Origin of the sequence: Sutterella sp. AM11-39 (assembly GCF_003472385.1) — a bacterium.
Taxonomy (GTDB): Bacteria; Pseudomonadota; Gammaproteobacteria; order Burkholderiales; family Burkholderiaceae_F; genus Duodenibacillus; species Duodenibacillus intestinigallinarum.
Map to the genome: position 1 here is coordinate 54,737 of NZ_QRLV01000003.1, position 24,365 is coordinate 79,101.

At 57.4% G+C, this 24,365-nt stretch carries 22 protein-coding genes; 13 read left to right on the forward strand and 9 right to left on the reverse strand.

Going from position 1 to position 24,365, the window contains the following annotated elements; genetic code table 11:
* Positions 1 to 141: 141 nt before the first annotated feature.
* The 6 genes from DW133_RS03545 (at position 142) to DW133_RS03570 (ending at position 5,835) form a co-directional block, all read left to right on the forward strand.
* Positions 142 to 378: an exodeoxyribonuclease VII small subunit gene (locus DW133_RS03545; RefSeq protein WP_118275430.1), complete on the forward strand. Its 237-nt coding sequence runs from the start codon at positions 142 to 144 to the stop codon at positions 376 to 378.
* A 15-nt stretch (positions 379 to 393) separates the two neighbouring features.
* Complete coding sequence (locus DW133_RS03550) at positions 394 to 1,314, forward strand: polyprenyl synthetase family protein (protein ID WP_118275273.1); 921 nt, start codon at positions 394 to 396, stop codon at positions 1,312 to 1,314.
* Positions 1,315 to 1,346: 32 nt separating this feature from the next.
* Complete coding sequence (gene dxs, locus DW133_RS03555) at positions 1,347 to 3,236, forward strand: 1-deoxy-D-xylulose-5-phosphate synthase (protein ID WP_118275431.1); 1,890 nt, start codon at positions 1,347 to 1,349, stop codon at positions 3,234 to 3,236.
* A 105-nt stretch (positions 3,237 to 3,341) separates the two neighbouring features.
* On the forward strand, positions 3,342 to 4,352 hold the full coding sequence (murB, locus tag DW133_RS03560) for a UDP-N-acetylmuramate dehydrogenase (protein WP_118275274.1): 1,011 nt from the start codon (positions 3,342 to 3,344) through the stop codon (positions 4,350 to 4,352).
* A 167-nt stretch (positions 4,353 to 4,519) separates the two neighbouring features.
* Complete coding sequence (locus DW133_RS03565) at positions 4,520 to 5,203, forward strand: hemolysin III family protein (protein WP_118275275.1); 684 nt, start codon at positions 4,520 to 4,522, stop codon at positions 5,201 to 5,203.
* A gap of 5 nt (positions 5,204 to 5,208) precedes the next feature.
* The gene (locus DW133_RS03570; RefSeq protein ID WP_199588785.1) at positions 5,209 to 5,835 is read left to right on the forward strand and encodes a GNAT family N-acetyltransferase; all 627 of its coding nucleotides are present in this window, start codon (positions 5,209 to 5,211) and stop codon (positions 5,833 to 5,835) included.
* Positions 5,836 to 5,896: 61 nt separating this feature from the next.
* Here DW133_RS03570 and DW133_RS03575 read toward each other — a convergent pair whose 3' ends face one another.
* Both DW133_RS03575 and DW133_RS03580 read right to left on the reverse strand, forming a co-directional pair.
* Positions 5,897 to 6,463 (reverse strand): hypothetical protein, encoded by a 567-nt coding sequence (locus tag DW133_RS03575; protein ID WP_118275277.1) that lies wholly within the window; start codon positions 6,461 to 6,463, stop codon positions 5,897 to 5,899.
* Between the two features lie 12 nt (positions 6,464 to 6,475).
* Positions 6,476 to 6,763 (reverse strand): hypothetical protein, encoded by a 288-nt coding sequence (locus DW133_RS03580; protein WP_118275278.1) that lies wholly within the window; start codon positions 6,761 to 6,763, stop codon positions 6,476 to 6,478.
* Positions 6,764 to 6,956: 193 nt separating this feature from the next.
* Between DW133_RS03580 and DW133_RS03585 the strand changes: the two genes are divergently transcribed.
* Positions 6,957 to 7,949: an aldo/keto reductase gene (locus DW133_RS03585; RefSeq protein ID WP_118275279.1), complete on the forward strand. Its 993-nt coding sequence runs from the start codon at positions 6,957 to 6,959 to the stop codon at positions 7,947 to 7,949.
* A gap of 3 nt (positions 7,950 to 7,952) precedes the next feature.
* Here DW133_RS03585 and DW133_RS10090 read toward each other — a convergent pair whose 3' ends face one another.
* Together DW133_RS10090 and DW133_RS03590 are read right to left on the reverse strand one after the other, a co-directional pair.
* Positions 7,953 to 8,111 (reverse strand): hypothetical protein, encoded by a 159-nt coding sequence (locus tag DW133_RS10090; protein ID WP_199588786.1) that lies wholly within the window; start codon positions 8,109 to 8,111, stop codon positions 7,953 to 7,955.
* A gap of 115 nt (positions 8,112 to 8,226) precedes the next feature.
* The gene (locus tag DW133_RS03590; protein ID WP_118275280.1) at positions 8,227 to 8,604 is read right to left on the reverse strand and encodes a DMT family protein; all 378 of its coding nucleotides are present in this window, start codon (positions 8,602 to 8,604) and stop codon (positions 8,227 to 8,229) included.
* A gap of 208 nt (positions 8,605 to 8,812) precedes the next feature.
* Between DW133_RS03590 and aroC the strand changes: the two genes are divergently transcribed.
* Entirely contained in the window at positions 8,813 to 9,904 is a 1,092-nt protein-coding gene (gene aroC / locus DW133_RS03595; protein ID WP_118275281.1) for a chorismate synthase, read from the forward strand.
* Positions 9,905 to 9,974: 70 nt separating this feature from the next.
* Here the strand turns inward: aroC and DW133_RS03600 are convergent, their stop codons facing one another.
* Both DW133_RS03600 and DW133_RS03605 read right to left on the reverse strand, forming a co-directional pair.
* Positions 9,975 to 11,435 carry a sodium:solute symporter family protein gene (locus DW133_RS03600; RefSeq protein WP_118275282.1) on the reverse strand — a complete coding sequence of 487 codons (1,461 nt, stop codon included), beginning with the start codon at positions 11,433 to 11,435 and terminating at the stop codon, positions 9,975 to 9,977.
* A 409-nt stretch (positions 11,436 to 11,844) separates the two neighbouring features.
* Positions 11,845 to 14,931, reverse strand: a complete 3,087-nt coding sequence (locus DW133_RS03605) for a ribonuclease E/G (protein ID WP_118275283.1) — start codon at positions 14,929 to 14,931, stop codon at positions 11,845 to 11,847.
* 967 nt (positions 14,932 to 15,898) lie between these two features.
* Between DW133_RS03605 and DW133_RS03610 the strand changes: the two genes are divergently transcribed.
* Positions 15,899 to 16,918, forward strand: a complete 1,020-nt coding sequence (locus tag DW133_RS03610; RefSeq protein WP_118275284.1) for an RluA family pseudouridine synthase — start codon at positions 15,899 to 15,901, stop codon at positions 16,916 to 16,918.
* Positions 16,915 to 17,604, forward strand: coding sequence for an HAD family hydrolase (locus DW133_RS03615; protein WP_118275285.1), 690 nt, complete (start codon positions 16,915 to 16,917; stop codon positions 17,602 to 17,604). The genes DW133_RS03610 and DW133_RS03615 overlap by 4 nt, the downstream gene beginning before the upstream one ends.
* Positions 17,605 to 17,607: 3 nt before the next feature.
* Here the strand turns inward: DW133_RS03615 and DW133_RS03620 are convergent, their stop codons facing one another.
* Positions 17,608 to 18,405, reverse strand: a complete 798-nt coding sequence (locus DW133_RS03620) for an SAM-dependent methyltransferase (protein WP_199588787.1) — start codon at positions 18,403 to 18,405, stop codon at positions 17,608 to 17,610.
* A gap of 2 nt (positions 18,406 to 18,407) precedes the next feature.
* Entirely contained in the window at positions 18,408 to 19,007 is a 600-nt protein-coding gene (locus DW133_RS03625) for a nucleoside triphosphate pyrophosphatase (RefSeq protein ID WP_118275286.1), read from the reverse strand.
* Positions 19,008 to 19,061: 54 nt separating this feature from the next.
* Here DW133_RS03625 and DW133_RS03630 point away from each other — a divergent pair, with 54 nt between their 5' ends.
* Complete coding sequence (locus tag DW133_RS03630) at positions 19,062 to 19,577, forward strand: DUF177 domain-containing protein (RefSeq protein ID WP_118275287.1); 516 nt, start codon at positions 19,062 to 19,064, stop codon at positions 19,575 to 19,577.
* Between the two features lie 16 nt (positions 19,578 to 19,593).
* On the opposite strand, the gene DW133_RS03635 is transcribed toward DW133_RS03630, so the two are convergent.
* Positions 19,594 to 21,156, reverse strand: coding sequence for a tyrosine-type recombinase/integrase (locus DW133_RS03635; protein WP_118275288.1), 1,563 nt, complete (start codon positions 21,154 to 21,156; stop codon positions 19,594 to 19,596).
* A 207-nt stretch (positions 21,157 to 21,363) separates the two neighbouring features.
* Between DW133_RS03635 and DW133_RS03640 the strand changes: the two genes are divergently transcribed.
* Together DW133_RS03640 and DW133_RS03645 are read left to right on the forward strand one after the other, a co-directional pair.
* The gene (locus DW133_RS03640; protein ID WP_147408855.1) at positions 21,364 to 22,317 is read left to right on the forward strand and encodes a hypothetical protein; all 954 of its coding nucleotides are present in this window, start codon (positions 21,364 to 21,366) and stop codon (positions 22,315 to 22,317) included.
* 17 nt (positions 22,318 to 22,334) lie between these two features.
* Positions 22,335 to 24,263 (forward strand): ATP-binding protein, encoded by a 1,929-nt coding sequence (locus DW133_RS03645; protein ID WP_118275290.1) that lies wholly within the window; start codon positions 22,335 to 22,337, stop codon positions 24,261 to 24,263.
* The last annotated feature ends 102 nt before the right edge of the window (positions 24,264 to 24,365 follow it).

Below are 24,365 nucleotides of genomic sequence, written 5' to 3' on the forward strand. Positions count from 1 at the left end.
AGCACGGTGAGATAAAATCCGAAGGCTAAGTTGCGAGTCGTGGGCTTTTTTCAAGCGGCTCGCCCGACAATTCGAAAAAAAACGGAGATGGATACGGTGTCGTTTTCGAGTGAATTGTTCACCGACAACACCGCTTCTGCTATGACCCAGACTGCAAACGAGAAAACACCGACTTTTGAAGAGGCGATGGCTGAACTCGAAGCTCTTGTCCGCAAGATGGAAGAGGGCAAGCTTGCTCTCGAAGAGAGCGTGGAAGCCTATACGCGCGGAACCGAACTGGTGAATCTGTGCCGGGCTAAGCTCGAAGATGCCGAGACTCGCGTTCGCAAACTGGAAGCTCAAAACAACGGCTCGGGCGACACGACGGCTTTGCAATAGGGAGGTGTTGCTGTGATGGAAGCTGACAAAGCCGAATTTGAGGTTTGGTCTCGAGAACAACGCGGGCATTTCGAAGGTGTCGCCGAAGCGGCGCTGGATGCGCGCGAGGGCAGTCTCGGAACGCTCACCGAAGCGATGCGCTATGCTGTTTTGGACGGCGGCAAACGAATGCGCGCCATGCTTGTGTACGCAGCCGGTCGTCTGACGCAGGCGCGTGAAAGCGATCTGGACGAACTTGCGCTCGCGGTGGAATACGTTCACGGATACTCTCTGGTGCACGATGATATGCCCGCCATGGACAACGATGTCCTGCGGCGCGGCAAACCCACGGCTCACGTGAAATACGGCGAAGCGGTGGCAATGCTAGCGGGCGACGCGCTGCAGCCCGAAGCTTTCCTGCGCATTGCCCGAACGCAGGTGGCTCCCGCCGTCAAGGTTAGGCTCATGCAGGAGCTTGCCTATTCGAGCGGGCGCGATGGCATGTGCGGCGGGCAGGCAATTGACCTTCTGAGCGTAGGAAAGAGCCTCAACGAGGCTTCATTGCGCCATATGCACAGTCTCAAGACGGGCGCTCTGATTCTGGCTAGCGTTCGAATGGGCGCGCTTGCCGGCAAGCCGGAACTTTTTGCCGCCGCTGAGTTCGAACTCAATCGTTACGCTAAGGCTCTGGGACTGGCTTTTCAGGTGATTGATGACATTTTGGATGTCACGGCCGACACGGCGACGCTCGGTAAAACTTCCGGCAAGGATGACGCCCACGACAAACCCACGTTCGTCTCGCTGATGGGGCTTGACGCGGCTCGCAAACTCGCCCGCGAAATGGAACACGAAGCCGGAGCGGCTCTGCAGATACTGGCTGCCAAAGGCTGTTTTGAAGATATGGCACTTCGTCTTTTGGCCGGCGCCGCCGCTTTTGTGACCAACAGGAAATATTGATGGATCAGCGAGATACGACGCAGGTGGCGCGCATGCTCACGCCTGACGAACGAAAGGAAATGCTGGAGTCGATCAATTCTCCGGCCGATCTGCGCAAGCTTCCCGTCGAAGAGCTTCCGGTGCTCGCGCGCGCACTTCGCGATTTCATGGTCGAAAGCGTCAGCAAGACGGGCGGTCACTTGTCGAGTTCGCTCGGTGCCACGGAATTGGCAATCGCGCTTCATTACGTTTTCAACACCCCCGAAGACGCCATTGTTTGGGACGTTGGCCACCAGGCTTATGCCCACAAGATTCTCACCGGCAGGCGCGATGCGATGGCCACGCTGCGCCAGACCGACGGCATTTCCGGGTTTCCGAAGCGCAGCGAAAGCCCGTACGACGCCTTCGGTACGGCGCATTCCTCGACATCAATTTCTGCCGCACTCGGTATGGCTGTTGCTGACAGCCTCAATGGCAAGAAGGACCGCTGGCACATCGCAGTGATCGGTGACGGTGCTCTTACGGGTGGTATGGCCGTGGAAGCGCTCAATCACGCGGGTGTCTACAAGAAGGACCTCAAGCTACTTATCATTCTCAACGACAACGACCACTCGATTTCGCCTCCGGCAGGAGCGCTGTCGGGACATCTGGCCAAGCTCGTGAGCACGGCGCCCGTCTGGAAGGCTCGTGAGATCTCGAAGTCCATCCTCAAGCCAGTGCCGCTCCTGTGGGACTTTGCCAAACGCGTGGAAAAGCAGACGGTCAATTTTCTGTCTCCGCCCTCAACGCTTTTTTCGAGTTTTGACATCAATTACTTTGGTCCGATTGACGGTCACGACGTGACCGGGCTTGTGAGCTTTCTAAAGAACCTGAAGGCGCTTGACGGTCCGATCGTTTTGCACGTCAAGACGAAGAAGGGAAAAGGGTATAAGCCTGCCGAAGACGATCCGACGCTCTATCACGGTGTGGGCAAGTTTGATCCTGTCGTGGGCATTCAACCGTCTGTCGCACCCCCGAAGAAGACCTACACGCAACTGTTTTCAGACTGGATCTGCGACACAGCTGAACGTGACAAGACGCTTTATGCGATTACGCCTGCGATGCGCGAAGGCTCCGGTCTGGTGGAATTCGAAAAGAGATTTCCCGAACGCTACCGCGATGTGGCCATTGCCGAGCAGCATGCAGTGACGTTTGCCGCGGGGCTGGCCTGTGCGGGCATTCACCCGGTGGTGGCGATCTATTCGACGTTCGCACAGCGCGCCTACGATCAGATCGTGCACGATGTTGCTATCCAGAATCTGCCGGTGCTCTTTGCGATCGATCGCGCGGGCTTGGTGGGTGCCGACGGACGCACGCACCACGGCCTCTTTGACATTGCATTCCTGCGGTCGTTGCCGAATATGACGGTGATCACGCCGAGCGATGAAAACGAAATGCGTTTGCTGTTGAACACCGCTTGGACACTGCAAACGCCGGTGGCTGTGCGTTACCCGCGAGGAACAGGACCTGGGGCGGAAGTCACGGCCGACACTGAGACGGTCGAAATCGGCAAGAGCAAGACAGTGCGGACGACTTCGGCTCCCAAGGGCAAGCGCGTGGCGATTCTGGCCTTCGGTTCCATGGTCTGGCGCCTGACTGAAGTAGCTGAGGCGCTTGACGCAACGCTCGTCGACATGCGCTTTGTCAAGCCTCTTGACGAAGAAGCGGTGCTCAAGGCCGCTGCCGAGCATGACTTGCTGGTGACTGCCGAAGAGGGCATCAAGGCGGGCGGCGCGGGTTCTGCCGTGCTCGAAGTCTTGAGCGAGGCCGGTCAAACGACGCGTACGCTCATATTCGGCATTCCCGACGCCTTTATAGATCACGGCAACACCGAAGTGCTGATGGCCCGCAGTGGTCTCGATCCGGCACATGTTCGTGCCAAGATCGAAGCGGCTCTGTCTTAAGCGAAACCAAGTGTTTCAGGGGCGGACATTTGCAAAAGTGCCATCCCGTTGACCGCCTATAATCGGGCAAAAGAAGATCGATCCATAGCAGATTGAGGGAGTTTTATGCCCACCGTTGAAAAGAGCGTCAGTCTTAAGTCCTACAACACATTTGCGGTTGATGTCAGCGCGCAATATTTCGCCCAAGTCTGCACGCCCGAGGACATTCGTTCGGTGCTTGCCGATCCGCGCTACGGGCAGCTTCCCCGATTTGTGCTCGGAGGCGGCTCGAATACGCTCTTTACCAAGGACTTCGAAGGTCTCGTGCTGCACATGAATGGCGGCACGATCGAGGTGACGGACGAAAACGACAGATTCTATTTCGTCAAGGTGTCGGCCGGCATCGTATGGGATGATTTCGTGCGGCATGCAATTGAAAGCGGTTGGTACGGCATTGAAAATCTGGCGGCAATTCCCGGCACGGTCGGCGGTGCGGCGGTGCAGAACATCGGCGCCTACGGCGTTGAAGTGGCCGAGCATATCGTTGAAGTCGAATGCTTCGATCCCGATCGCCGAGCCATGCGCGTGTTGTCGGCCGAAGATTGCGACTACGGTTATCGCGCAAGTCGCTTTAAGACGACCGAAAAGAATCTGATCGTCACGTCCGTTCTTTTTGCGCTCTCAAAGACGTTTAACCCCGTTTACGGGTACAAGGAGCTCGAAGCCATTTTCGGCGATCGCCGTCCCGAATCCGCCAAGGAACTTGAAGAGGCCGTGCGTGCGGTGCGTGCACGCAAGCTACCCGATCCCAAGGTCCTTCCCAATGCCGGCAGTTTCTTTAAAAACCCGGTGGTTACGCGCACCAAGATGCTGCATCTGCTCGAAGAGACGCCGTCTCTTGTGAGCTACCCTTTAGGCGGAGCTCGCGCCAAAATAGCCGCGGGCTGGCTCATTGAGGCTTGCGGCCTTAAGGGCAAGCGCATGGGGCAGGCGGGTGTTTACGAACGTCAGGCGCTCATCCTCGTCAACTATGGCGGCGCGACCGGTGCCGAAATCAAAGCTCTTGCCGAAGAAGTGGCACGCAACGTCAAGTACCGCTTTGGTGTGGAACTCGAACCCGAACCCGTCATCCTTTGATCGGTCGGACATCATCCGAACGGATGAAATGCTTTGTTACCAACTGACGTTTTGACGTGTGCGTCGGTTGTCATTTATCGCTTCTAAGATTTGTTGAAGGCGTGAGATCGAGATCTCGGTCGGTTTCGCCCTGTGATTCAATACAACGAACAAGAAGAATTCCGATCATGTCAATCAAGGCGATGTTGACGCGGCCCGCCGGGGTCGCGCAGTACACCGTGGGCGAAGAAATCGCCAACGCGGTAACGCACGGCGTGGCGGCTCTGCTTTCGATTGCGGGGCTTGCCGTCCTGGTGGCTTTTGCCGTGTTGTATTCGGGCTCTCCCAAGGTTGTGGCTGCGGTGAGCATCTTCGGCGCGAGCATGGTGTTTCTCTACACCGCCTCGACCTTGTATCACTCCATTCCCAATCCCCGAGCCAAAAAGGTCCTGCAGTATCTGGATCACTCCATGATCTATGTACTGATTGCGGGCTCCTACACGCCGTTTTGCCTGATCACACTTCAGGGTTACACCGGCATCGCGCTGCTGTGCGCGGTGTGGCTTATTGCAATTGCGGGTATTTCGCTGCAGGCCGTACTGCTGCACAAGGCCGACTGGATCAACTGTCTGCTCTATCTCTCCATGGGGTGGCTAGCAGTCTTTGTCATCGACCCGCTTGTCTCAACGCTTGATTCGACCGGTTTGGCGCTGCTGGTGGCCGGAGGTCTTGCCTATACGGTCGGTGTTGTTTTCTACATTTTTGAACGAATTCCCTTTTCTCACGCGATCTGGCACACTTTTGTCTTTGCCGGCACGACGCTGCAGTTTTTCAGCGTCCTCTTTTATGTGATTCCCGGGGTGAATGTTTGAGCGCAGTGATTTCCGCTTGGCAGGATCAGGACTTTGAAGGCGTTGCCAAGCTTTTTGACGAACTGTGGGGCTGGGAGCTCGAAGGCTCCGAACAGGAAAAAAGGGATATTTCCGACTTGTACATTGCGGGCTCGGCTCTGGCCAGCAATCGGTTGCGCGTGATTCGCGAAAACGGTGACATTGCCGCCTATCTGGGGTCGGTGTTCTATCAAAATGCTCCGCAGGAGCAGGGGATTCAAAATCCGAGCGCTTTTCGTCAGGCTGCCGCCGTCATGGAATCGCGCCTGCGTAGCACGCCTTTCGGTCTGGAGTCCGTGGAGTTTAACGATCTCATCAACGAAGCCAACCGTAAGCTCAAGGCAGACATGATTGCCAAAGGCTTTGAATGGCAGGGCGAGCTTAAGCTTTTGATGACGTCGCCTTTGTACCAGGGGCGGGGTATGGCTCGCCTTCTGATCGACGATACGTTTGACGAAATGCGTCGCCGCGGCATCCGGAACGTGATCCTCTACACCGATTCGCACTGCAACTGGCAGTATTACGAAAAGACGGGCTGGACGCTTGCAGCCGAGCATGAGTGGAGCTTCAGGGAGGAGCCCATTCGGGCGCTGGCCTACTGGAAAACAATTTGACGAATCGAAAAACCCGAGACCTGAAAATCTCGGGTTTGCGGTATCGGAAGGTCAGATTGCACTAGCGAGCCTGTCGCATCTCCAGATAGAACGGGCCGAGGATCTGCGCATAACTTTCCACGGTAAACGACAGTTTTTCGGGGTTGTCGATGTACTGCAGGGGATCGGTTGCAAGACTGCCGTCGTAGGCAAGCTTCAGGAATTCGGCTTCGCGCGTAGCCTTCTTGCCGTCCTGCCAGACGTAGTCGTTGTATTGTCCGCCGAGATCAAACCCCGAGCCGTCGCTCTTGACCACAAACTGCGCGCGGTACTTGATGTCATCAAACTCGAAGAGCTCACGCATACGCTTGATGGTGCGGGAATTTTCCAGAATGGTATTGTTGAGATCCAGTAAATCCTGAGCGGAACATTCGAACTGCACCACCACGGGCTTGCCGTCTTCTTTGATTTCAGTCCATTTCTGAGTTCCCTTTTTGCAGGCGGCCCAGACGTCGAGCACATCGCCCATATTGGCGGCAGGACTGTATTCTGGAAGCACCGTATCGTGAACGAGTTTGGTGTTGACGGAGCTGCAGGCCGCAAGCGTGAGAACGGCTGCCGCAACGGGCACAAATTTCAGCAGTTGCATGGCTTTTTAAACTTAAGCGGAAGGTTCGGAATCGGCGTCTTTGGCGGGAAGTGCAAAGGGCATGCACTTAGGCCAGGCGGTAAGTTCGTTGTCGTCTTCTACGGTCTCAAGCGCGGCGGGACCGTCGTAAGCCGTGTTGACGGCGTAGTTGAGCTTGGCATAGGTAAGCGTTACTTCGTGCTCGAGAACGCCCTGGGCCTTGCGGGGATCTTCGCGAAGAAGACGAACGGCCTCTTCGAGGGTTTCAAGTGCGTCTTCAAGCGTGGCGGCGAACCATTCGGACTGAATGCGGTCTGACATGGGAAGGTTCCTGTTTGAAAAAACTGTCAGCTCCGCAGTGTACCCGTGCAACCCAAAGCAAGCCTTAAGGCAACGGTTTCCGATTTACTCTGCAACTTGCGCGGATCGGGCACGCTTTTCGGATTATTCCAAAGACCTCGAACAAGTTCCGTACCTAGACTTCTCTCATCTGAATTCTTTTCAGGAGCGAGAGATGCAATACAAAAAACTCGGTCGCACCGGCTTGTACGTGAGCCGCTTATGCTTGGGCACGATGAATTTCGGAGACTGTACGGACAAGAAATCCGCCTTTGAAATCATGGATCGAGCTGCCGACTTGGGCATCAATTTCATCGATACGGCTGACGTCTACGGCGGTCCGCAGCGGCCGGACATTCCGCTCGGATACGGCATCTCGGAAGAGATCGTGGGCGAGTGGCTCGCTCAAAGCGGCAAGCGCAATGAAGTGGTGCTGGCAACGAAGCTCTATCAGCCCATGATTCCGGGCCCGAACGGCCGCCGCTTGTCGGCCTACCATATTCGCCAGGCCTGCGAGGACAGTTTGCGGCGTCTGAAGACCGACCATATCGATCTTTATCAGTTCCATCACATTGATCGCGACACGCCTTGGGAGGAAATCTGGCAGGCCGTTGACGTACTCATCGACCAAGGCAAGGTCCTGTATGTCGGAAGTTGCAACTTTCCGGGTTGGGGAATCGCTGCGGCGCAAGGCGAGGCAAAATGGCGTCGACACATGATGGGACTGGTAAGCGAACAAAGCCGCTACAACCTGGCGTGCCGTTCAATTGAGCTCGAAGTGATTCCGGCTTGCCGGTACGAAGGCATGGGCCTTTTGACCTACAGTCCGCTTGATGGAGGACTTTTGGCCGGAGCACTCAAGAAGGCGGCCGAGCGATCTCGCCGCGGCAAACCGTCGCTACCGATCCGCGATCCTATGTTTAGGGAACGCGTTTCCGCTTATGAAGCCTTCTGCGAAAAGCGTGGCGTTGATCCAGCCGACGTTGCGCTTGCATGGGTACTGAGCAATCCGGTCGTCACATGTCCGATTGTCGGACCGCGTACGCTGGAACAACTGGAAGACTCAGTGCGAGCACTTAATCTGAAGCTCAAACCGGAGGATCTGGCAGAACTTGACACGATCTTCCCGGGACCGGGCGGCGAGGCACCCGAAGCCTACGCATGGTAAACCTCAAGCATGATCGGTTTGCTTTGTTCGCGCAAATTGAGCGGGAGCCGCCGATGAATTCCATTTTTTCGAAGCGGCTTTCCCGACGGTATTGTTCGTGACGGCAGCGGCCAAGACGCCGTCAATGGCAATGGCTACGGCAAGCAACGACCTCTTTTGCATATGCTCCTTCCTTATTTTTTGAGCGGCTGATGTTGCATTGCCGATTCTCGGAATTTGCTTTCGAAGCCTTGCCCAAGCCTATTGGGAAAAGATCCGGAAAGAGCTCAGGTCGTTGTCATTTGTAGAACACGAAGAAAACCGCCATCACGAGACAAACGAAGGCAGCCAAGTGGTTCCAGCCGAAGTGGTTCTGGAAAACAACGACGGAGAAGAGCGCAAACACCGTGAGCGTGATGCACTCCTGGATGATCTTGAGTTGAACGAGACTGAAAGGGCCGCCGTTGCCTTCAAACCCGATGCGGTTGGCCGGCACCATGAAGCTGTATTCAAAGAGAGCGATTGCCCAGGAAAAAAGCACGACGGTGTAGATCGGCCATGCACTGAAGTTGATGACCTTCATGGTCTGGAGCTTTAAGTGCAGATACCAAGCGCAGGTCATGAAAATGTTGGAAACGCAAAGAAGGCCGACAGCCAGAAGACCTTTGCTGAGCATAGAAACCTCGGAACAAACAGGCAAAAAAAGGGGGCCGACCACATGATCGGTTTGCAAAAGGCGGATTCTAGGACGAAAGGTCTTCAAGGAAAAGTATCGGTAAGGCTAAAATCATGACTGCGTCAGGTCGGGCAGACGTGTTTTGCGCTAAATTGAAAGCAAAGCGCAGTAAGGCGCATCCGTTTTCGTTTCAAGAGCGTACACAACCATGTCAGGATCCAGCATCGGAAAGCTTTTTGTGGTGACAAACTTTGGAGAAAGTCACGGGCCGGCTATCGGTTGCGTGATTGACGGCTGCCCGCCCGGGATGCCTCTGAGCGAAGCCGATATTCAGCCCGATCTGGATCGTCGGCGTCCGGGACAGAGCAAGTTTGTGACGCAGCGCAAGGAAGCCGATGCCGTCAAGATCCTTTCGGGCGTTTATGAGGGTGTCACAACGGGGACTCCCATCGCTCTTTTGATTGAAAACACCGACCAAAGAAGCCGCGACTACTCGGAAGTGGCCAGACAATTTCGACCGGCTCACGCCGACTGGAGCTACTGGAACAAATACGGGATTCGGGATCCGAGGGGAGGCGGCAGAAGTTCTGCTCGTCTGACGGCGCCGACGGTGGCGGCGGGCGCCGTGGCACGCAAGTGGCTCAGTACCGAGCTCGGCATTACGATTCGCGCGCGCGTTTCCTCAATCGGTACGGTAAAGCTTCCCCTGGAAAACTGGGATGAAGTCGACAACAATCCGTTTTTTGCCGCCAATGTCAGCAATATTGCCGAGGTCGAAACTTATCTCGGCAAGATTCGAAAAGAGGGAAACAGCATCGGCGCCACGGTCGAATTCGAGGCCATGGGAGTACCGGCGGGCCTAGGCAGTCCTCTATACGATCGGCTCGATGCTCGGCTTGCCTATGCCTTGATGGGAATCAACGCCGTCAAGGCCGTCGAAATCGGCAACGGATTTGAGGCGGCAACGCTCACGGGAGCTGAAGGCAACGACCAGATGACCGCGCAGGGGTTTGCGAGCAACAATGCGGGCGGCATTTTAGGCGGCATCTCAAGCGGCGCTCCGATCACCGGTCGTATTGCCATTAAGGCGACACCTTCGATTCTGACGCCCTTAAAGAGTTTGGATATCGGGGGCAACGAAATCGAAGTGGTCACCAAAGGCAGACACGACCCTTGCGTGGGCATCCGTGCCGTGCCTGTGGTGGAGGCTGCCATTGCCTTGGTGCTGATGGACGCTGCCCTGATGCAGCGCGCTCAGTGCGGAAATTTGGGTATTCGTCCGGAAGAGTTGTTCCGTTAACAAGGATCCGGGCAAGCAAACGCCGACCGTAGAGGTGCCAACGGTCGGCGTTTTTGCGTCAATCGAACGCTTAAGAAGCGGCAGCGACCGACGTTTGCATAGACGCCTGCCAGCGGTGGTAGCGGGCGTTGGAGGCTGTGGGCAGGAGGCTTCCGACAACCATGGCGCTGCCGGCGGCAAGGAAGCCGCCCAACACCGACGGGAAGACTTCTCCGAGCGGCGTGAAGGTGAGTACGGCCCAGACGGAGCCGCCCACAAAGATCGACATCCATGCACCCTGCGTCGTGGCACGCTTCCAGTAGAGACCCATCACGAGCGGCCAGAAGGCGCCGACGACCGGGAACTGGTAGGCCATGGCCACCATGTCGTAGATGGCGGTACCTTCAAACCAGAGGCTGTAGGTAAGCACGGCCACCGCAAAGAACACCAGGGTCATGCGCATATAGGGAAGCTCGCGGCCTTCAATGCGCACGAAATTGCGCAGAACGTTTTCGACGAACGTCGTGGCCGGGGCAAGCATCGTGGCCGAAGCCGTCGACATGACCGCGCTCAGGACGGCGCCGAAGAAGAGCACGCGCAGCCACCAGGGCATGTAGTCGCGAATGAGCGTGGGCAGCAGTCGCTGCGGATCGGTCGTCAGAAGCGTTTCACCCACGCCCGGCATGGCGAGCACCGCCGCGCACACGATGAACATCGGCACGAATGCAAAGAGGATGTAGAACATGCCGCCGAGGATCGGACCGCGCACCGCCGTCTTGGCGTCACGCGCACTCATCACGCGCTGGAAGACGTCTTGCTGCGGAATCGAGCCGATCATCATCGTGATTGCAGCCGAGATCCAGAAGAGCCAACCGTTGAGGCTCATTTCCGGCCAGGGGTTGAAAAGATCGCGCGAAGCGGCAAAGGTCACCACCTGCCCGAAACCGCCCGCCATGTCGCTTGCGCAAACCGCCACGGCGATGAGACCTGCCACGATGATGATCATCTGGAAGAAGTCGGTCACGGCCACTGACCACATGCCGCCGTACACGGTGTAGAACAGCACCACGAACGTGCCGATGGTCATGCCGAGCGAAACGCTCACGGCGCCTTCGGTGACGAGATTGAGCACCAGACCGAGCGCGGCGACCTGAGCGCCTACCCACCCCAGATAGGACAAAATGATGAAAATGGCGCAGGCAAGCTCAATCTTCTTTCCATAGCGCTTGCGATAGAAGTCGCCGATGGTCAGAAGGTCCATCTTGTAGAGCTTGCGGGCAAAGAACATGCCCACCAGAATGAGCGCCATTCCGGAGCCGAACGGTTCTTCGATGACTCCGGCAATGCCGCCTTCGATGAAGCGACCCGGAAGACCGAGCACGGTTTCGCTGCCAAACCAGGTGGCAAACGTGGCCGTGATCACCATAGCCAACGGAAGAGAACGCCCTGCCAATGCATAATCGGCGGTATTGCGTACGCGGCGAGCCGCCCACAACCCGATTCCGATCGAAACCAGCATGTACATGCAAACCAGTACGATCAGCTGCGTCATCGCACCTCTCCTTAAAAAAGCGTAACGACGAAGGATTTGTAGAGTAGCTGCAACCATCCGCGGTTTGCGTTGCCAGTGTGTTTCGGCCGCTTCGTTTTTTGCAGTGCGCGCAGTATATGGATGCACGAGGAAAAATGGGGCGCACGAAGAAAAAAATTTTTCCTCAAATGCGCCCGGAGTTAATCGAGATCAAACTTTGCCATTTTGAGATGGGTAAAAGTACCTAAAAATCGCGGGTTTCGAACTTGAAAAGTGTTGCAAAAAGTCCTCAGGTAAAAGTACTCATAAATCCTTGAAAGGCAAGGAAAATTCGAAAGATCTCAATATTGGGAAAAATGACTGTTAATAAAAAACCGCTTTGCGAAAAACGAGTCTCGCAAAGCGGTTTCGAGTGCCGAAAAGGCAGGAATTAAGCCATGAACTTCGGATCGGTTTCGATCTGGGTCAGGGGGCCCTCTTCGATGACTTCAAGCACGGGGCGCGGGCGGCCGGCCACCGGCTTGGCTTCGTAGGAAAGCGGCGTCACAAGCGAAGCATCCGTTTCGACCTGTTCAAGACCAGCTTTGGCAAGATTCTCAGCGAGATTCTTGGCAATGTCAGCAATGGGTTCAACTTCAGCTTTGACTTCCGGAACCGTTTCTACGGCAGCGGCGTCGCTTGCTGCAGACTCAACGGCCGGAACTTCGGAAACAACCTCCGGTGCTTTTTCGACAGAAATATCGACAACCTTTTCTTCGATCGTTTTTTCGACCGGAGCGGGAGTCGGGGTCGGTTCAGCGGACGGCACAGCTTGGTCCGGTTCGACTGCGGTTGCCGTGGTGGTCACGACCGCGGTCTCGGCGGTATCGCTGTCGGCATCGGTAAGCGATACGGTGTCGAGGTTCTTCGTCGGACGGCGGCGACGGCGCGGACGGCGGCGACGGCTTTCGCTTTCGATCACGGTTGTGTCATCGGACTCGGGCGCGTCGGATTTCTCTTCCTGCTCCACACGAAGGATTTCTTCGTGCATTTCAAGCAGCGCATCGGGTACCGGCGGCAGCTCGTCGGTTACGGCACCGGCACGGATCGCTTCGAAGGATGCTTCGATCGGTTCGTCCGTTTCGGGGCGCGGCTGACGCGGTTTACGGCTACGGCGCGGCTTGACTTCACGTTCGGCTTGAGCAGACGTTTCGGGAGCGGCAGTTTGCGTCGCAACGCTTTCAACCGACGTTTCCGTCGTCGGCTCGAGTGTTTCAACCGTTTCAACGGCAACGAATTGCGCTTTGTCTTCCACGGGAGCGGCAACGGCTTCCTGCTCGACGGCGGTCACCGGTGCGGCGTCCTTGGCGGACATTTCTTCGCGGCGCGGCTTGCGGCCACGGCGGGAACGGCGTTCTTCGCTGCGGGCTTCTTCAGCGGCGACCACTGACGTTGTGACTTCGGTCGTCTGGACTTCTTCGGTGGCCAGTTGTGTCTTGAGCTGTTCGCGCTTGGCGCGGCGCTGTTCGCTGCGGGCCTTGTTGCGTTCACGCGGATCGCGGGAAGCCTTTTCCTCACGAGCCTGACGTTCGCGCTCTCTGAACTCCTTGATTTCCTTGCCCTTGCCGGAGCGACGCGGTTTGCGCTTACGATCGCTCTTGAGCTCTTCCTTGGCTTCTTCCTTCTTGGGTTCGGCAGTTTCACCGCCAATGCCGAAGAAGGCCATCAACTTGGCAAAGAATCCCTTTTCTTCTCGGGCCTCGGTCTTGGCCGGAGCCGCAGCGGCGGGCTTTTGCTCTTCGCGCGGCGTATGCGTGGGTGCTACGTCGCGCGGCAGGATGTTCTTGATCACGGGAACCTGCTTGGGACGCTGCTGCTCTTCCTTTTCACGGGCGGACTTGAGCGCATAGGGGTCATCGGCGATCGGCGAGAGATCTTCGGCGCGCTTGTAGCTTGCGAGATCGTCGTCGAGCCGTTCGTCATCAAGACGCAGACGTTCGATGTGGTAGTGCGGCGTCTCGAGGGAAATGTTCGGAATGAGGACCACGGGCACCTTGAAGCGCTGTTCGATCTTGGCGATTTCGCCGCGCTTTTCGTTGAGCACGTAGGTGGCCACATCCACGGGGACCTGAGCGTGCAGAGCTCCCGTACCTTCCTTGGCGGCTTCCTCCTGCAGGATGCGAAGTACCTGGATGGCGCAACTTTCGGTGTCGCGGATGACGCCGACGCCGTTGCAGCGCGGGCAGGTGACGTGGTTGCCTTCGGAGAGCGACGGACGCAGTCTCTGTCGCGAGAGTTCCATCAGACCGAAGCGGCTGATGCGGCCGGTCTGAACGCGAGCGCGGTCGGGACGGATCGCTTCCTTGAGACGCTGTTCGATCTGGCGCTGGTTCTTCGGTTCGGCCATGTCGATGAAGTCGATCACGATCAGACCGCCCAAGTCGCGCAGACGCATCTGACGGGCGACTTCGTCGGCCGCTTCCATGTTGGTGCGAAGTGCGGTTTCTTCAATGTCGGCGCCGCGTGTGGCACGAGCCGAGTTCACGTCGACAGCCACCAGAGCTTCGGTGTGATCGATCACGATAGCGCCGCCCGAGGGCAGGGGCACGGTACGGGAATAGGCCGATTCGATCTGGTGTTCGATCTGGAAACGCGAGAAAAGCGGCGTTTCTTCACGGTAGCGCTTCACTCGGCCGACCAGATCGGGCATGACGTGCGCCATGAACTGGCGGGCCTGATCGTAGATGTCGTCCGTGTCGACGAGAATTTCGCCGATGTCGGGCTGGAAGTAGTCGCGGATGGCGCGGATGACCAGGTTGCTTTCCTCAACGATGAGGAAGGGAGCCGGATTGGCGCGGCGCAGCGGCTTGCCGTCGCGCACCGATTCGGTGGTGTAGTGCGTCACGGTACGGCCGCGGTCGTTTTCGCTGTATTCGTACTGCGGTACGGCGGCTTCCGAGATGGCGCTCCAGAGCTTCAAAAGGTAGTTCAAGTCCCACTGAAGCTCTTCGACCGTGCGGCCGATGCCGGCGGTGCGGGCGATCGTGCTCATGCCGGAGGGCAGATCGAGCTGATCCATGGCTTCGCGCAGTTCCTGGCGTTCTTCACCTTCGATGCGACGGGAAACACCGCCTCCGCGCGGGTTGTTGGGCATCAGAACGAGGTAGCGGCCGGCGAGGCTGATGAAGGTGGTGAGTGCCGCACCCTTGTTGCCGCGTTCTTCCTTTTCAACCTGAACGATGAGTTCCTGACCTTCGGTGAGCGCTTCGCGGATGGTGGCGGTGCGAACGTCGACGCCTTCCTTGAAGTAGGCGCGGGAGACTTCCTTGAAGGGGAGAAAGCCGTGGCGTTCTTCACCGTAGTTGACGAAGCAGGCTTCGAGCGAAGGTTCGATGCGGGTGATGATGCCCTTGTAGATATTGGATTTGCGCTGTTCGCGGCCGGCAACTTCGATGTCGATATCGATGAGTTTCTGGCCGTCGACGATCGCCACGCGGGTTTCTTCGGCGTGGGTCGCGTTAAATAGCATGCGTTTCAATTTTCACACTCCGTTGCTGACGGTGTTACTGACGCGAACAACCGTCCGGGCGGGCGCGTGCCGACACGGGCGTTTTTGTGAGACGAATGCAAACGGGCAAGGCGGGATGGGAACCTTAGTCAAAGTCCCCGGACTTCTTTATGACGCGCACGACAAGGAGGCGCGAACCCCTGAGGCGGGATCCGAGCCGCGTGGCGGACAAAAGAAGTGAAGACGCACGGATTGTGTCGGTCTGCTGCGTTTGGCAGCCGGACGCGATGGGGAGAGCACGCGGGCGGACAGTGACAGCGCCTCATTCGCCTCGGCTTCGGCCGCGGCGACAGCTCGATCCCTCACAAAACCGGTTGGTCCTTTGGTGTTTTGGCGCGCAAAAACAGCCTCGCATGTCCCGAAGACGGGGGCAAGAAGCGAAAGCATCAATCGAACACAAAGCTCGCAGCGCACGACCCAAAAATCCTTACTCGTTTGAAGTCTTTCAAAACTTCACGTATCGGCAGACGTCTTGTACAAAGACGCCTTGCCCTGCTTTCGAATGTTCGGACTCATCGAAAAGGTTCGCGTGCCTCGATCAGGAGCTCGCACCCGATTATTCGTTCAATCGTTCCCCGGGGTCTTTGCTGTGATTCAGCTCGCCGGGGCGGGGCAGCTCGACTGGTCTGCAACGCCCAACCCGTCTTGCGACGCAAGTCCGAGTTTTCGAAAGCGCATTAAAAAATCAGTACCGGCGTCAATCCTCGCTTCAAGCGTGACAGACGCCCCAGACGTTAGAAATATGCGTCAACATACTTCAAACGGCATCAAAAGCGCGGGCTTTCGGCCTTAAAATGTGCAGACCTGAAAGCTTCGGCGCCTATAAATTCGCTGCGCAGAAAGTGCCCTGCACTTCAACTGCACCGCGCAAGGCGCAAGTATAACTTTAATTGCACCGCAATGCCGTGATGGTTGCGGTTGGAAATACAAAAGCACAATGGCTGAACTTGCAAACACCGCCGCACGTACCGTGACGGTTATCGACGAGTCCGAAGTCCGGGACTTCAATCGCGTCAACTATGTTCGGGTCTCAGAGCGTAGCGACGGACAGCGGCTCGACAACTTTCTGATGCGTGTTTTAAAAGGCGTTCCAAAGAGCCACATATACCGCATCGTGAGAAACGGAGAAGTGCGTATCAACAAAAAGCGCGCCGAATGCCAGACAAAGATTGCGCTCGACGACGAAATCCGCATTCCGCCGGTGCGCACAGCCGTCATGGATGAAGCGGCGGCTCCTTCCGTCAAGCCTCTTGCTGCCGACGAACTCCCGATTCTGCGTGAAGACCGAGATCTCATCATTGTGAACAAACCTTCCGGTCTGGCCTGTCACGGCGGCTCCGGCGTGGCCTTCGGTCTGATCGAGCGCTTGAGAGCGTCTCGTCCCGAATGCAAGTTCCTGGAGCTGGCGCATCGGCTCGACCGAGACACTTCCGGACTGCTGATCGTCTGCAAAACCCGCAAGGCGCTCGTTCGTCTGCACGAAATGCAGCGGCAAGGCGAAATCGAAAAGCGCTACCGTCTGCTGGTACAGGGCGATTGGGTCAATCAGCGCGAGCACGTGCGTGCGCCGCTCACCAAATACACGCTCGCAAGCGGGGAACGGCGCGTGCGCGTTGACGAGGAAAACGGCCTTCGCTCGCATACGATCTTTACGCTCATCAAGCGCTATGGTGACGTTTCGTACCTCGAAGCTGAACTCAAGACCGGTCGCACGCACCAGATTCGAGTGCATGCCGCAAGCGTCGGGCATCCTCTCGTGGGCGACGCCAAATACGGCGACTATGCATTTAACGAAGCGGTGAGAAAGGGGGCGCTCGGGCTTCCCTTCGGGCGCCTTTTCCTTCACGCCGAGCGGCTCAAGTTCACGCATCCGGTGACGAAAGAACCCATGGTGGTGATTGCGCCGCTTGAAGCCTCGCTCAAAGCCTTGATCGACAACTTGAACGACCGGCAATGACCATGCAGTCCAAGAACTACCAGCTCTACGTCTTTGATTGGGACGGCACCGTGATGGATACGACCGGACTCATTGCCCGCGGCATGCAGCAGGCCTGCGTGACGCTTGGTTATCCGCAGCCCGATCTTGATGCATGTCGCGAAACCATCGGCCTGCCTTTTGCCGAGTCGTTTGCCAGAGTGGCGCCCGGATTCCGATACGAGCAGCTCGACGAGTTTCTGACTGCGTACCGCAACTGGTATTTGCAGCGCGAGGCTCAGGTTGACGTCATGGCGGGTTTGGAGGATCTCTTTGACCGCATGACGAAGAATGGCCTGCGTCTTGCAGTGGCAACCGGCAAGTCTCGGGCGGGGCTTATTCGCGTGTTTGAACGCACGGGCTTAGAGAAATACTTTGAAGCGACGGTTACCGCAGACGAAAGTTTCCCGAAACCCAACCCGGCAATGTTGGAAAAACTATCGGACGAAACGGGTGTGGACGTGCGCGAGATGGTGATGATCGGCGACTCGATTCACGATCTGCAGCTCGCACAAAACGCGCGATGCGACGCGGTTGCCGTAACCTGGGGGGCCGCACGTCTGCCGGAACTTCAGTCGTATCCGGCCGTGGCGTACGTCTCTGACGTCAAGGAATTGATTCGCGCCCTGAGCCTCTCGTATCTCTACGAGGAAAGCCAAAGCGCGTAACGCTCAGCGTCTGGCTGGGTGGCGCGGCGTGTAAGCCCTCACCGGCTTGTGCGGCGTCTTTTTGTGCCCTGCGCTCTTGAGGACCTTCACAAAAGTGGCCTGCACGGCAAACACCGTAGGCAGCTTGGGCAATTCGTAGCCTTTTTGTTGCCACTCGCGCGCGGTAAGCGTTTCGATTCGCTCTTCGCGGCCCGTAACGTCGGTTGCCGCCGTGATGCGGGTGTCGGCAGCCAATGTGGTCGCGAGAGCTTCAAGAATTCGGTTGTTGCGGTAGGGCGTTTCAATGAAAAGCTCTGTTTCTCCTGTGGTGCGGCTTTCCTTTTCAAGAGAAAGAATGGCTTGACGGCGCTCGTCTTCATGTACGGGCAAGTAGCCCAGAAAGCGAAAGCGCTGCCCGTTCATGCCGCTGGCCATCAACGTGAGCAGAATCGAGGAGGGCCCCACGAAGGGGACGACCTCAAGCCCCAAGGTCTGAGCGAATTTGACCAGTCCCGCGCCGGGATCGGCAACAGCCGGACACCCTGATTCGGACACGATCGCCGTATCGGTGCCGTCTTTGACGGGGGAGAGCCATTCGGAAAATTTAGCCGGGTCCGGCTCATGACCGATTTCGATGATCTCGAGTTCGGCAATTGCCACCGGGTGTCCGCAGGATTTCAGAAACGAGCGGGCGCTCTTGGCGTTTTCGGCCAGAAAACGCTTACAGCTGCGGGCGGCCGTAAGCGTCGAAAGCGGCAAAGTCTCGGCCGGGTCGCCTTCGGTGATCGGCACGGGAATCAGGTATAGACGGCCTTGAGCCACCGTTATTCTCCCAAACCGTCGATTACTTCGATGCCGGCCTTGAGCAGCATGTCGGTGACGCGCATCAGCGGCAGACCGATGAGGCTCGTGGGGTCGTCCGAAGAAACGGATTTCATGAGCGCGATGCCGAGCTTTTCAATTTTGGCGCTGCCGGCACAATCGTAGGGTTCTTCGCGGCGGACGTATGCGGCGATTGCCTTAGCCGAGAGCGCGCGCATTTCGATGCGGGTGTCGCTCACGCAGGTCTGTTCGTTGCCGTCGGCTCCGATCACGCAGACGGCGGTGTGAAACACCAGGGTGTTGCCCTGCATTTCGGTAAGCTGACGCACGGCGCCCTCGTAGTTGTGGGGCTTGCCGAGTGCTTTGCCGCCGAGAGCGCAGACCTGATCGGAACCGATCACGACGCTGCCGGGATTGTCTTTGGCAACGGCACGGGCCTTGGCTATTGCCAGGCGCAGCGCAAGCCGTTCGGGGGTTTCGCCTTCAAGCGGCGTTTCGTCAACGCTTGAAGCCTTTGTTTCGAAGGGATACCCCAGACGTTCAAGAAGCTCGCGGCGATAGCGCGAGGTGGAGGCAAGAATAAGGTTAAGATTCGCAGTCATGCGGCCAATTGTATCGAGCTTGCCGCTTTTTTCCCCACGAATTTCCCAAGAAAAATGAAATACATCGACATTTTTGAGCTTTCCAGAGCAAAGATCGAAGAAGAAGGACGCCTGAGCATCGAAGACTTGCCCGACTTAAAGGAGATGCTCAAGAGCGAGAAGCCCAAGGCCGATGTCTATTGGAAGGCAACGGGTACGGGACAGCGCCGTCGCCTGGCAAGTGCACTGCTTACGGTCGAAGCCAAGCTTACGACCGACTGTGCCCGTTGCGGCAAGCTCCTTGAGATAGAAATCAACAAGGAAGTGCCGTTTCTCTTTACGAAAACCGAAGACGAAGCCAACCGTCTGCCCATTGAAGATGACGGCGATGACGAGGTCGTGGTGGGTTCCACCAAGTTCGATGTGGCGCACTGGGTTGAAGAGGAGCTTATTTTGTCGCTCGATCTTTTTCCGTCGCACGAGGACTGTGAACCCGATCCGGGCAGTTTGCAGAGCCGAGATGAAGAGGAAATCCCCGAGCGTGTCAATCCGTTTGCCGGACTGGCCGACCTGATGAAAAAAAACGGCTGATTGTGCGCGCCGGTCCTCACAGGGCCGGCAGTTTTTTCATGGCCTGTGCGATCTGAGACTCTTCGGGCGTCAGATAACGGCTGGTGGTTCCGATGGAGGCATGCCCCATAGCGTTTTGCACGAGGTTGATGTCCATGGTTTTCAATGCGTTGGTGGCAAATGTGTGACGCAGCCAGTGCGTCGAGCCCGCACGCAGTTTGGCGGCGTCTGCAGCGGAGCGTTCCTGCACTTCAGCCGCAGCTGCCTCGAAAAAGTCACACAGCACCCGATAGAGTCCCGAACGCGAGATGCCTGCGGATTGGGGCGCCTCGTTTTTTTTGCGCCGAATGGCGGCCAGCAGCGGCGTGGACGGATCGGCGGACGTTACGTCAGGGAGTTCTCGCAGCGAAAAGTAGGCGTTGATGTCGTCAAGCGTTTGCTGCGCCAACGGCAGGCGCCTGACTTTATCGCCTTTGCCGACGATTTCGATGACCGTGAGATCTTCGTCGCCGATGCGGCGCACGGCAATCCAGTCGGCTCGGCAGTGAATCATTTCGGAGGCGCGCATGCCCAAGCCCTTGCCGAGCGCGAGCACGATGCGGATGCGCAGCTTGGCTTCGCCCTCGGGCATGTGGTCAAGGTGCTCAAGCACGGCCTCCCATTGCCGCGGGGTGAGCGATCTGTCGGCAAAGGCCTTCGGGGCGCCTTCGCCGGGCAGATAACGCACTTTGGAACTCACCTGATCAAACGGGTTGGAGCGCAGGTAACCGGTTTTCGTCAGAAAACCGAAGAGAATGCGCACGACGGTAAGCGAAGTCTTGCGGCTTGAGACAGAAAGAGGTCCGTTGAAGGGACGCCATTGTGCAGACAGTCGCGGCGCGTTTTTCGGCCCGACCCAGATCGTCTGCGGAAGATTCCATTTTTGCTGCCAGGCATCGGGCTCCAGGCGACCGAGCTCTTCAAGCCAGCGGGGGTAGAGGGCGGCGTCGGACGCCGTAATCGAACTTAAGGCCTTGCCGCGCTCCATGGTGCACCACAGAAGAAAGCGTTCGGCTTCCTTGCGGTATTGCGACAGCGTATTGGGGTTGACGGCCCTGGCCTGCAACCAGACGCGAACGGCCGAAAGATCGTCGTCGGCTTCAAGAGAATTGTCGTCGTAGCCTCGGTTGATGCCTTGCGTGCCCGAAAGCGTCTCGGGCAAGGCCGAGAGCACCTGGTTGCTTTCTGACAAAAGCGCGCTCAGGTGCGTCGTTTCGCCGTTGATATCGTCGTAGAGAAGCGGCAGGGCATCATCGTCGGCATTGTTTACCAAGTCCGAGGGGGCGCAGCCGCTCGGCCAAAAACGTTCCGTGACTTCGCCCAGGTCTTTGGCGTGATCGGCAAGCCAATTGACGAGTTCCACCGCATCTTCGCGTTTAATGCCCTGGAAGTTGCGGTACCAGTTGCTTCCGACGTTGGCGACGCACTCGTATAGGTCAACGGCGGTCTCCACGCCCATTTCTATGAGTGCCGGAAGCGTACGCGCCGCAAGTTTGGACGGCAGAACGTCTTCGAGCGGACTTTCTTCGGTAACAGGGGAAAAATCGTCGGAAACGGACATGGACAGCGGGGCGAAAGGGCGGTCGGTCGGCGCGTCATCGTGTATTGTTTGGGATGTGCGCTGCCGGCAACTGCGAATTATGTTGAGTATTGCTCAGACATTATATTGCGCAACGAGCTCCGTGACGCGCAAAATACGCCTGTTTGACGCTCAGACGAAGAACGACAGGAATATTTCGTCGACAAGCGGACATTGGAGAGATACAAAGTGACGTTAGCGGTTTTCAATCTGGAATTTCGTGGACTGCCTCATCGCGAGGCCACTTCTGCCAACCCTGCCGTGGCGCATGCCGTGATCGGCATTGATGCGCTTCTGACGCAGGCTTCCAAGGTGTTGTTCGGACGCGTCGTAGAACCGGAAATTGACGTGCGCGCCGGGGAAGGTACGGGAGACTTTGAGGTTGACCTGGGCTTTCGCGTGGATGCGGGCAAGGCGCGCTGCGCGGCCTTGGCGGGTGAACCCTTTTATGCCGATCCGCAACCCGACGTGGTGCTGCGCGCGCTGGGCTTTGTGGCGATCGAACGCTCGCCCGAAGAGCTCGCCGCTTTGCCTGAAGGTTGGTGCGACGGTCTCGTTGCGCTGATGTTGCGCCTGGGCGGTCGTCAACCTGAAAAGATCTACCTGACCGGCAAAAACGTTGATATCGATGTCGGTCACGAAGAACGCTACGTGGTCGATAAGGCGACCTACGAGCTCTTTAAGGACCGTGAGGTTCGTGCCGGGCTCAAGGCGCTCGTTGAAGCACTTGCCGACAGCGAAATTGCTGAAATCAACGTTTCCGAACGTGACGCGCAGGAACCGGTTTTCGTTTTGCAGCCCGGTCACATCAATGCTTTTTCCATGGAAGAACCGCAGGAAGTGCTGCTGCTTGAAAAGGTGCGCACGATGGCGTTGACGCTTCAGGCTCCGGTCTTCCGCAATGCTCAGGCATGGTTCTTCGATAACGGCCTACAGCACATCCAGGCGACGATGGGCGACAGGGATTTCCTGTCCTTGATCGACAGTGGTATTTTCGAGCTGCAGCCGGGAGACGTGTTGGTGGCCAATGTGCGCGTCAAGACCTTGCATCGCCGCGACGTTGGTCTGGTGAGCACGTACGAAGTGGTGGGTGTGCTCGATACTCGCCGAGCCGATACCGACATCCTCATGCCCGGAATCTAAGCTAAGGACGATGTCAGATGCGGTTCGGACGCGTTTTCTCGGCTTTCCTGATCGGTGCGGCGGGCTTCTTAGCCCAAACTGTCTCGGCGGCTTCCTATTCACTGGTGCCATCGGAAGGCACGCGCGTCAGCGGCTCGGATCGTTCCGTGACGATCTCGGCGCCTTCGCCCCTGAGCATGCCGCTTGACGTCAAGGTCAAGCACACGAAGGACGGCAAGGTGAGCGGCTATGAACTGTCGCGTCCGGCTCGCATCGGCGTGCAAAGCGAATTTGCCAATTATCTAGACGGCGGCCCTTGGGAACAGACCCGCATGCAGCTCGTCCGAAGCCTGGGGGAAAAGAGCCTCGAATTCGTCATTCTTGAGCGTCCGATCCTGATTGAGGCTGTCAACAGCGGCGCCATCGACATGGCGGTGACCGATGCGGGTAACTTCATTCAGTTTGAGATGACGGGACAGTTGATCGGCTTGTCGAGTCTTTGGCCGGTGTCCGCGTCCGATCCCTCGTACGCCGACGGCATACTCTTTGTCAAGCGCGCTCAGAGTAAGGAAATCCGACGTCTGGGCGACATTCGCAATCGGCGCATAGCAGCTGACTATCCGACGAGTTTCGGCGGCTGGCTCATCGCATTGCGCGAGTTTCAAAAGCATGGGCTCAACACCGATGTCATCCTTGACAACGTGCGCTTCTACGGCACGGATCCCGCCAACATTCTTCGTTCTCTGCAGCAGGAAAAGGTGGACTTGGCAGTGTTGCCGACCTGCACGTTTGAGTCTCTTGCCAAGCGCGGTGTGATTGACGAAAACGACTTTGCCTTTGTTGACGTCAACGAAACGGAATATTCGGTATGCCGGCATTCCGGCGAACTCTATCCGAGCTTCATCATCTCGATGCTCTCGGGCACGGATTCACTCCTGAGTCGCACGGTGATGACTTCGCTGCAGCAGATGACCGGGGCTTCCACGGGCGTTGACTGGGGCCCCGTGGCTTCCGTTCGCACCGTACACGATCTTTATTACGCGCTCAAGGTTGGTCCCTACGAACACCTGCAGGCGTTTCGACTGTCGACCTTTATTCGCGAACAGTCGGCCGGCGTGACGATCACTCTGGGCGTTGTCTTCCTCGTGCTTTTCTACGCCGGTTCGCTTTCGGTACTGGTGCGCCGCCGCACGGCGCTTTTGAATCGAGCGCTCGAAGACCGTAAGCGCATCGAGGCAGAGGCGGCCGCAAGCCGCGACCATATTGCGCATCTTGAACGCACGGGCATCGTTGGCCAGATGTCGACCATGATCGCGCACGAACTGAAGCAGCCTCTGGGGGCCATCACCAACTTTGCCAATGGTCTGCTGCGTCGTCTCAAGCGCGGTGCGATTGATCCGAAGGTCTTCTCCGAGGCGCTCGAAGAAATTGTGATGCAGGGTACGCGCGCAAGCGAAATCGTCAACCGAGTTCGCTCCTATGCCAAACAGCAGCAGCCTGTGCTCGAACTCACCGACATGCAGGAAATTGTTTGCAATGCCATCAGCACGTTCGAGCGCTCCCGCCGTTCAAGCGCCAAGATCGAAGCTGATCTGCAGCCCTTCCTGTGGGCAGACATCGACGCCTGGGAAATTGAGCTTGCGATTCTCAATCTTCTGAAGAACGCGGCCGACTCCGTCGAAGGGCTGAGCGACGCTAAGATCCTCGTGCGCGTGCGTGCCGAAGACCGCTACTGGCGCGTGGAGGTGATCGACAACGGTCCCAAGATCACGCAAGAAGAGGTCGACCGCTTCATGATGCCGCTTGTGACGAGCAAAGCGGGAGGCCTGGGGCTGGGTCTTTCGATCTGCTCCAACATTGCCGAACGTCACCACGGTCACATCAGTGGCTACGCCAATCCCGACGGCGGCGTTACGATCGCCATGGACATTCCGCGAGCCGCATTGCCCGAACACACGGCAATGTAGTTGTTTGCTCGGATTGGGCAAGTCTTTGACATTGAGAAAAGGCCGCCGCAAAAGCTCTTTTCGTATCATTTTTCAGCGGAAATCCTCTTGAGACCATCCGAG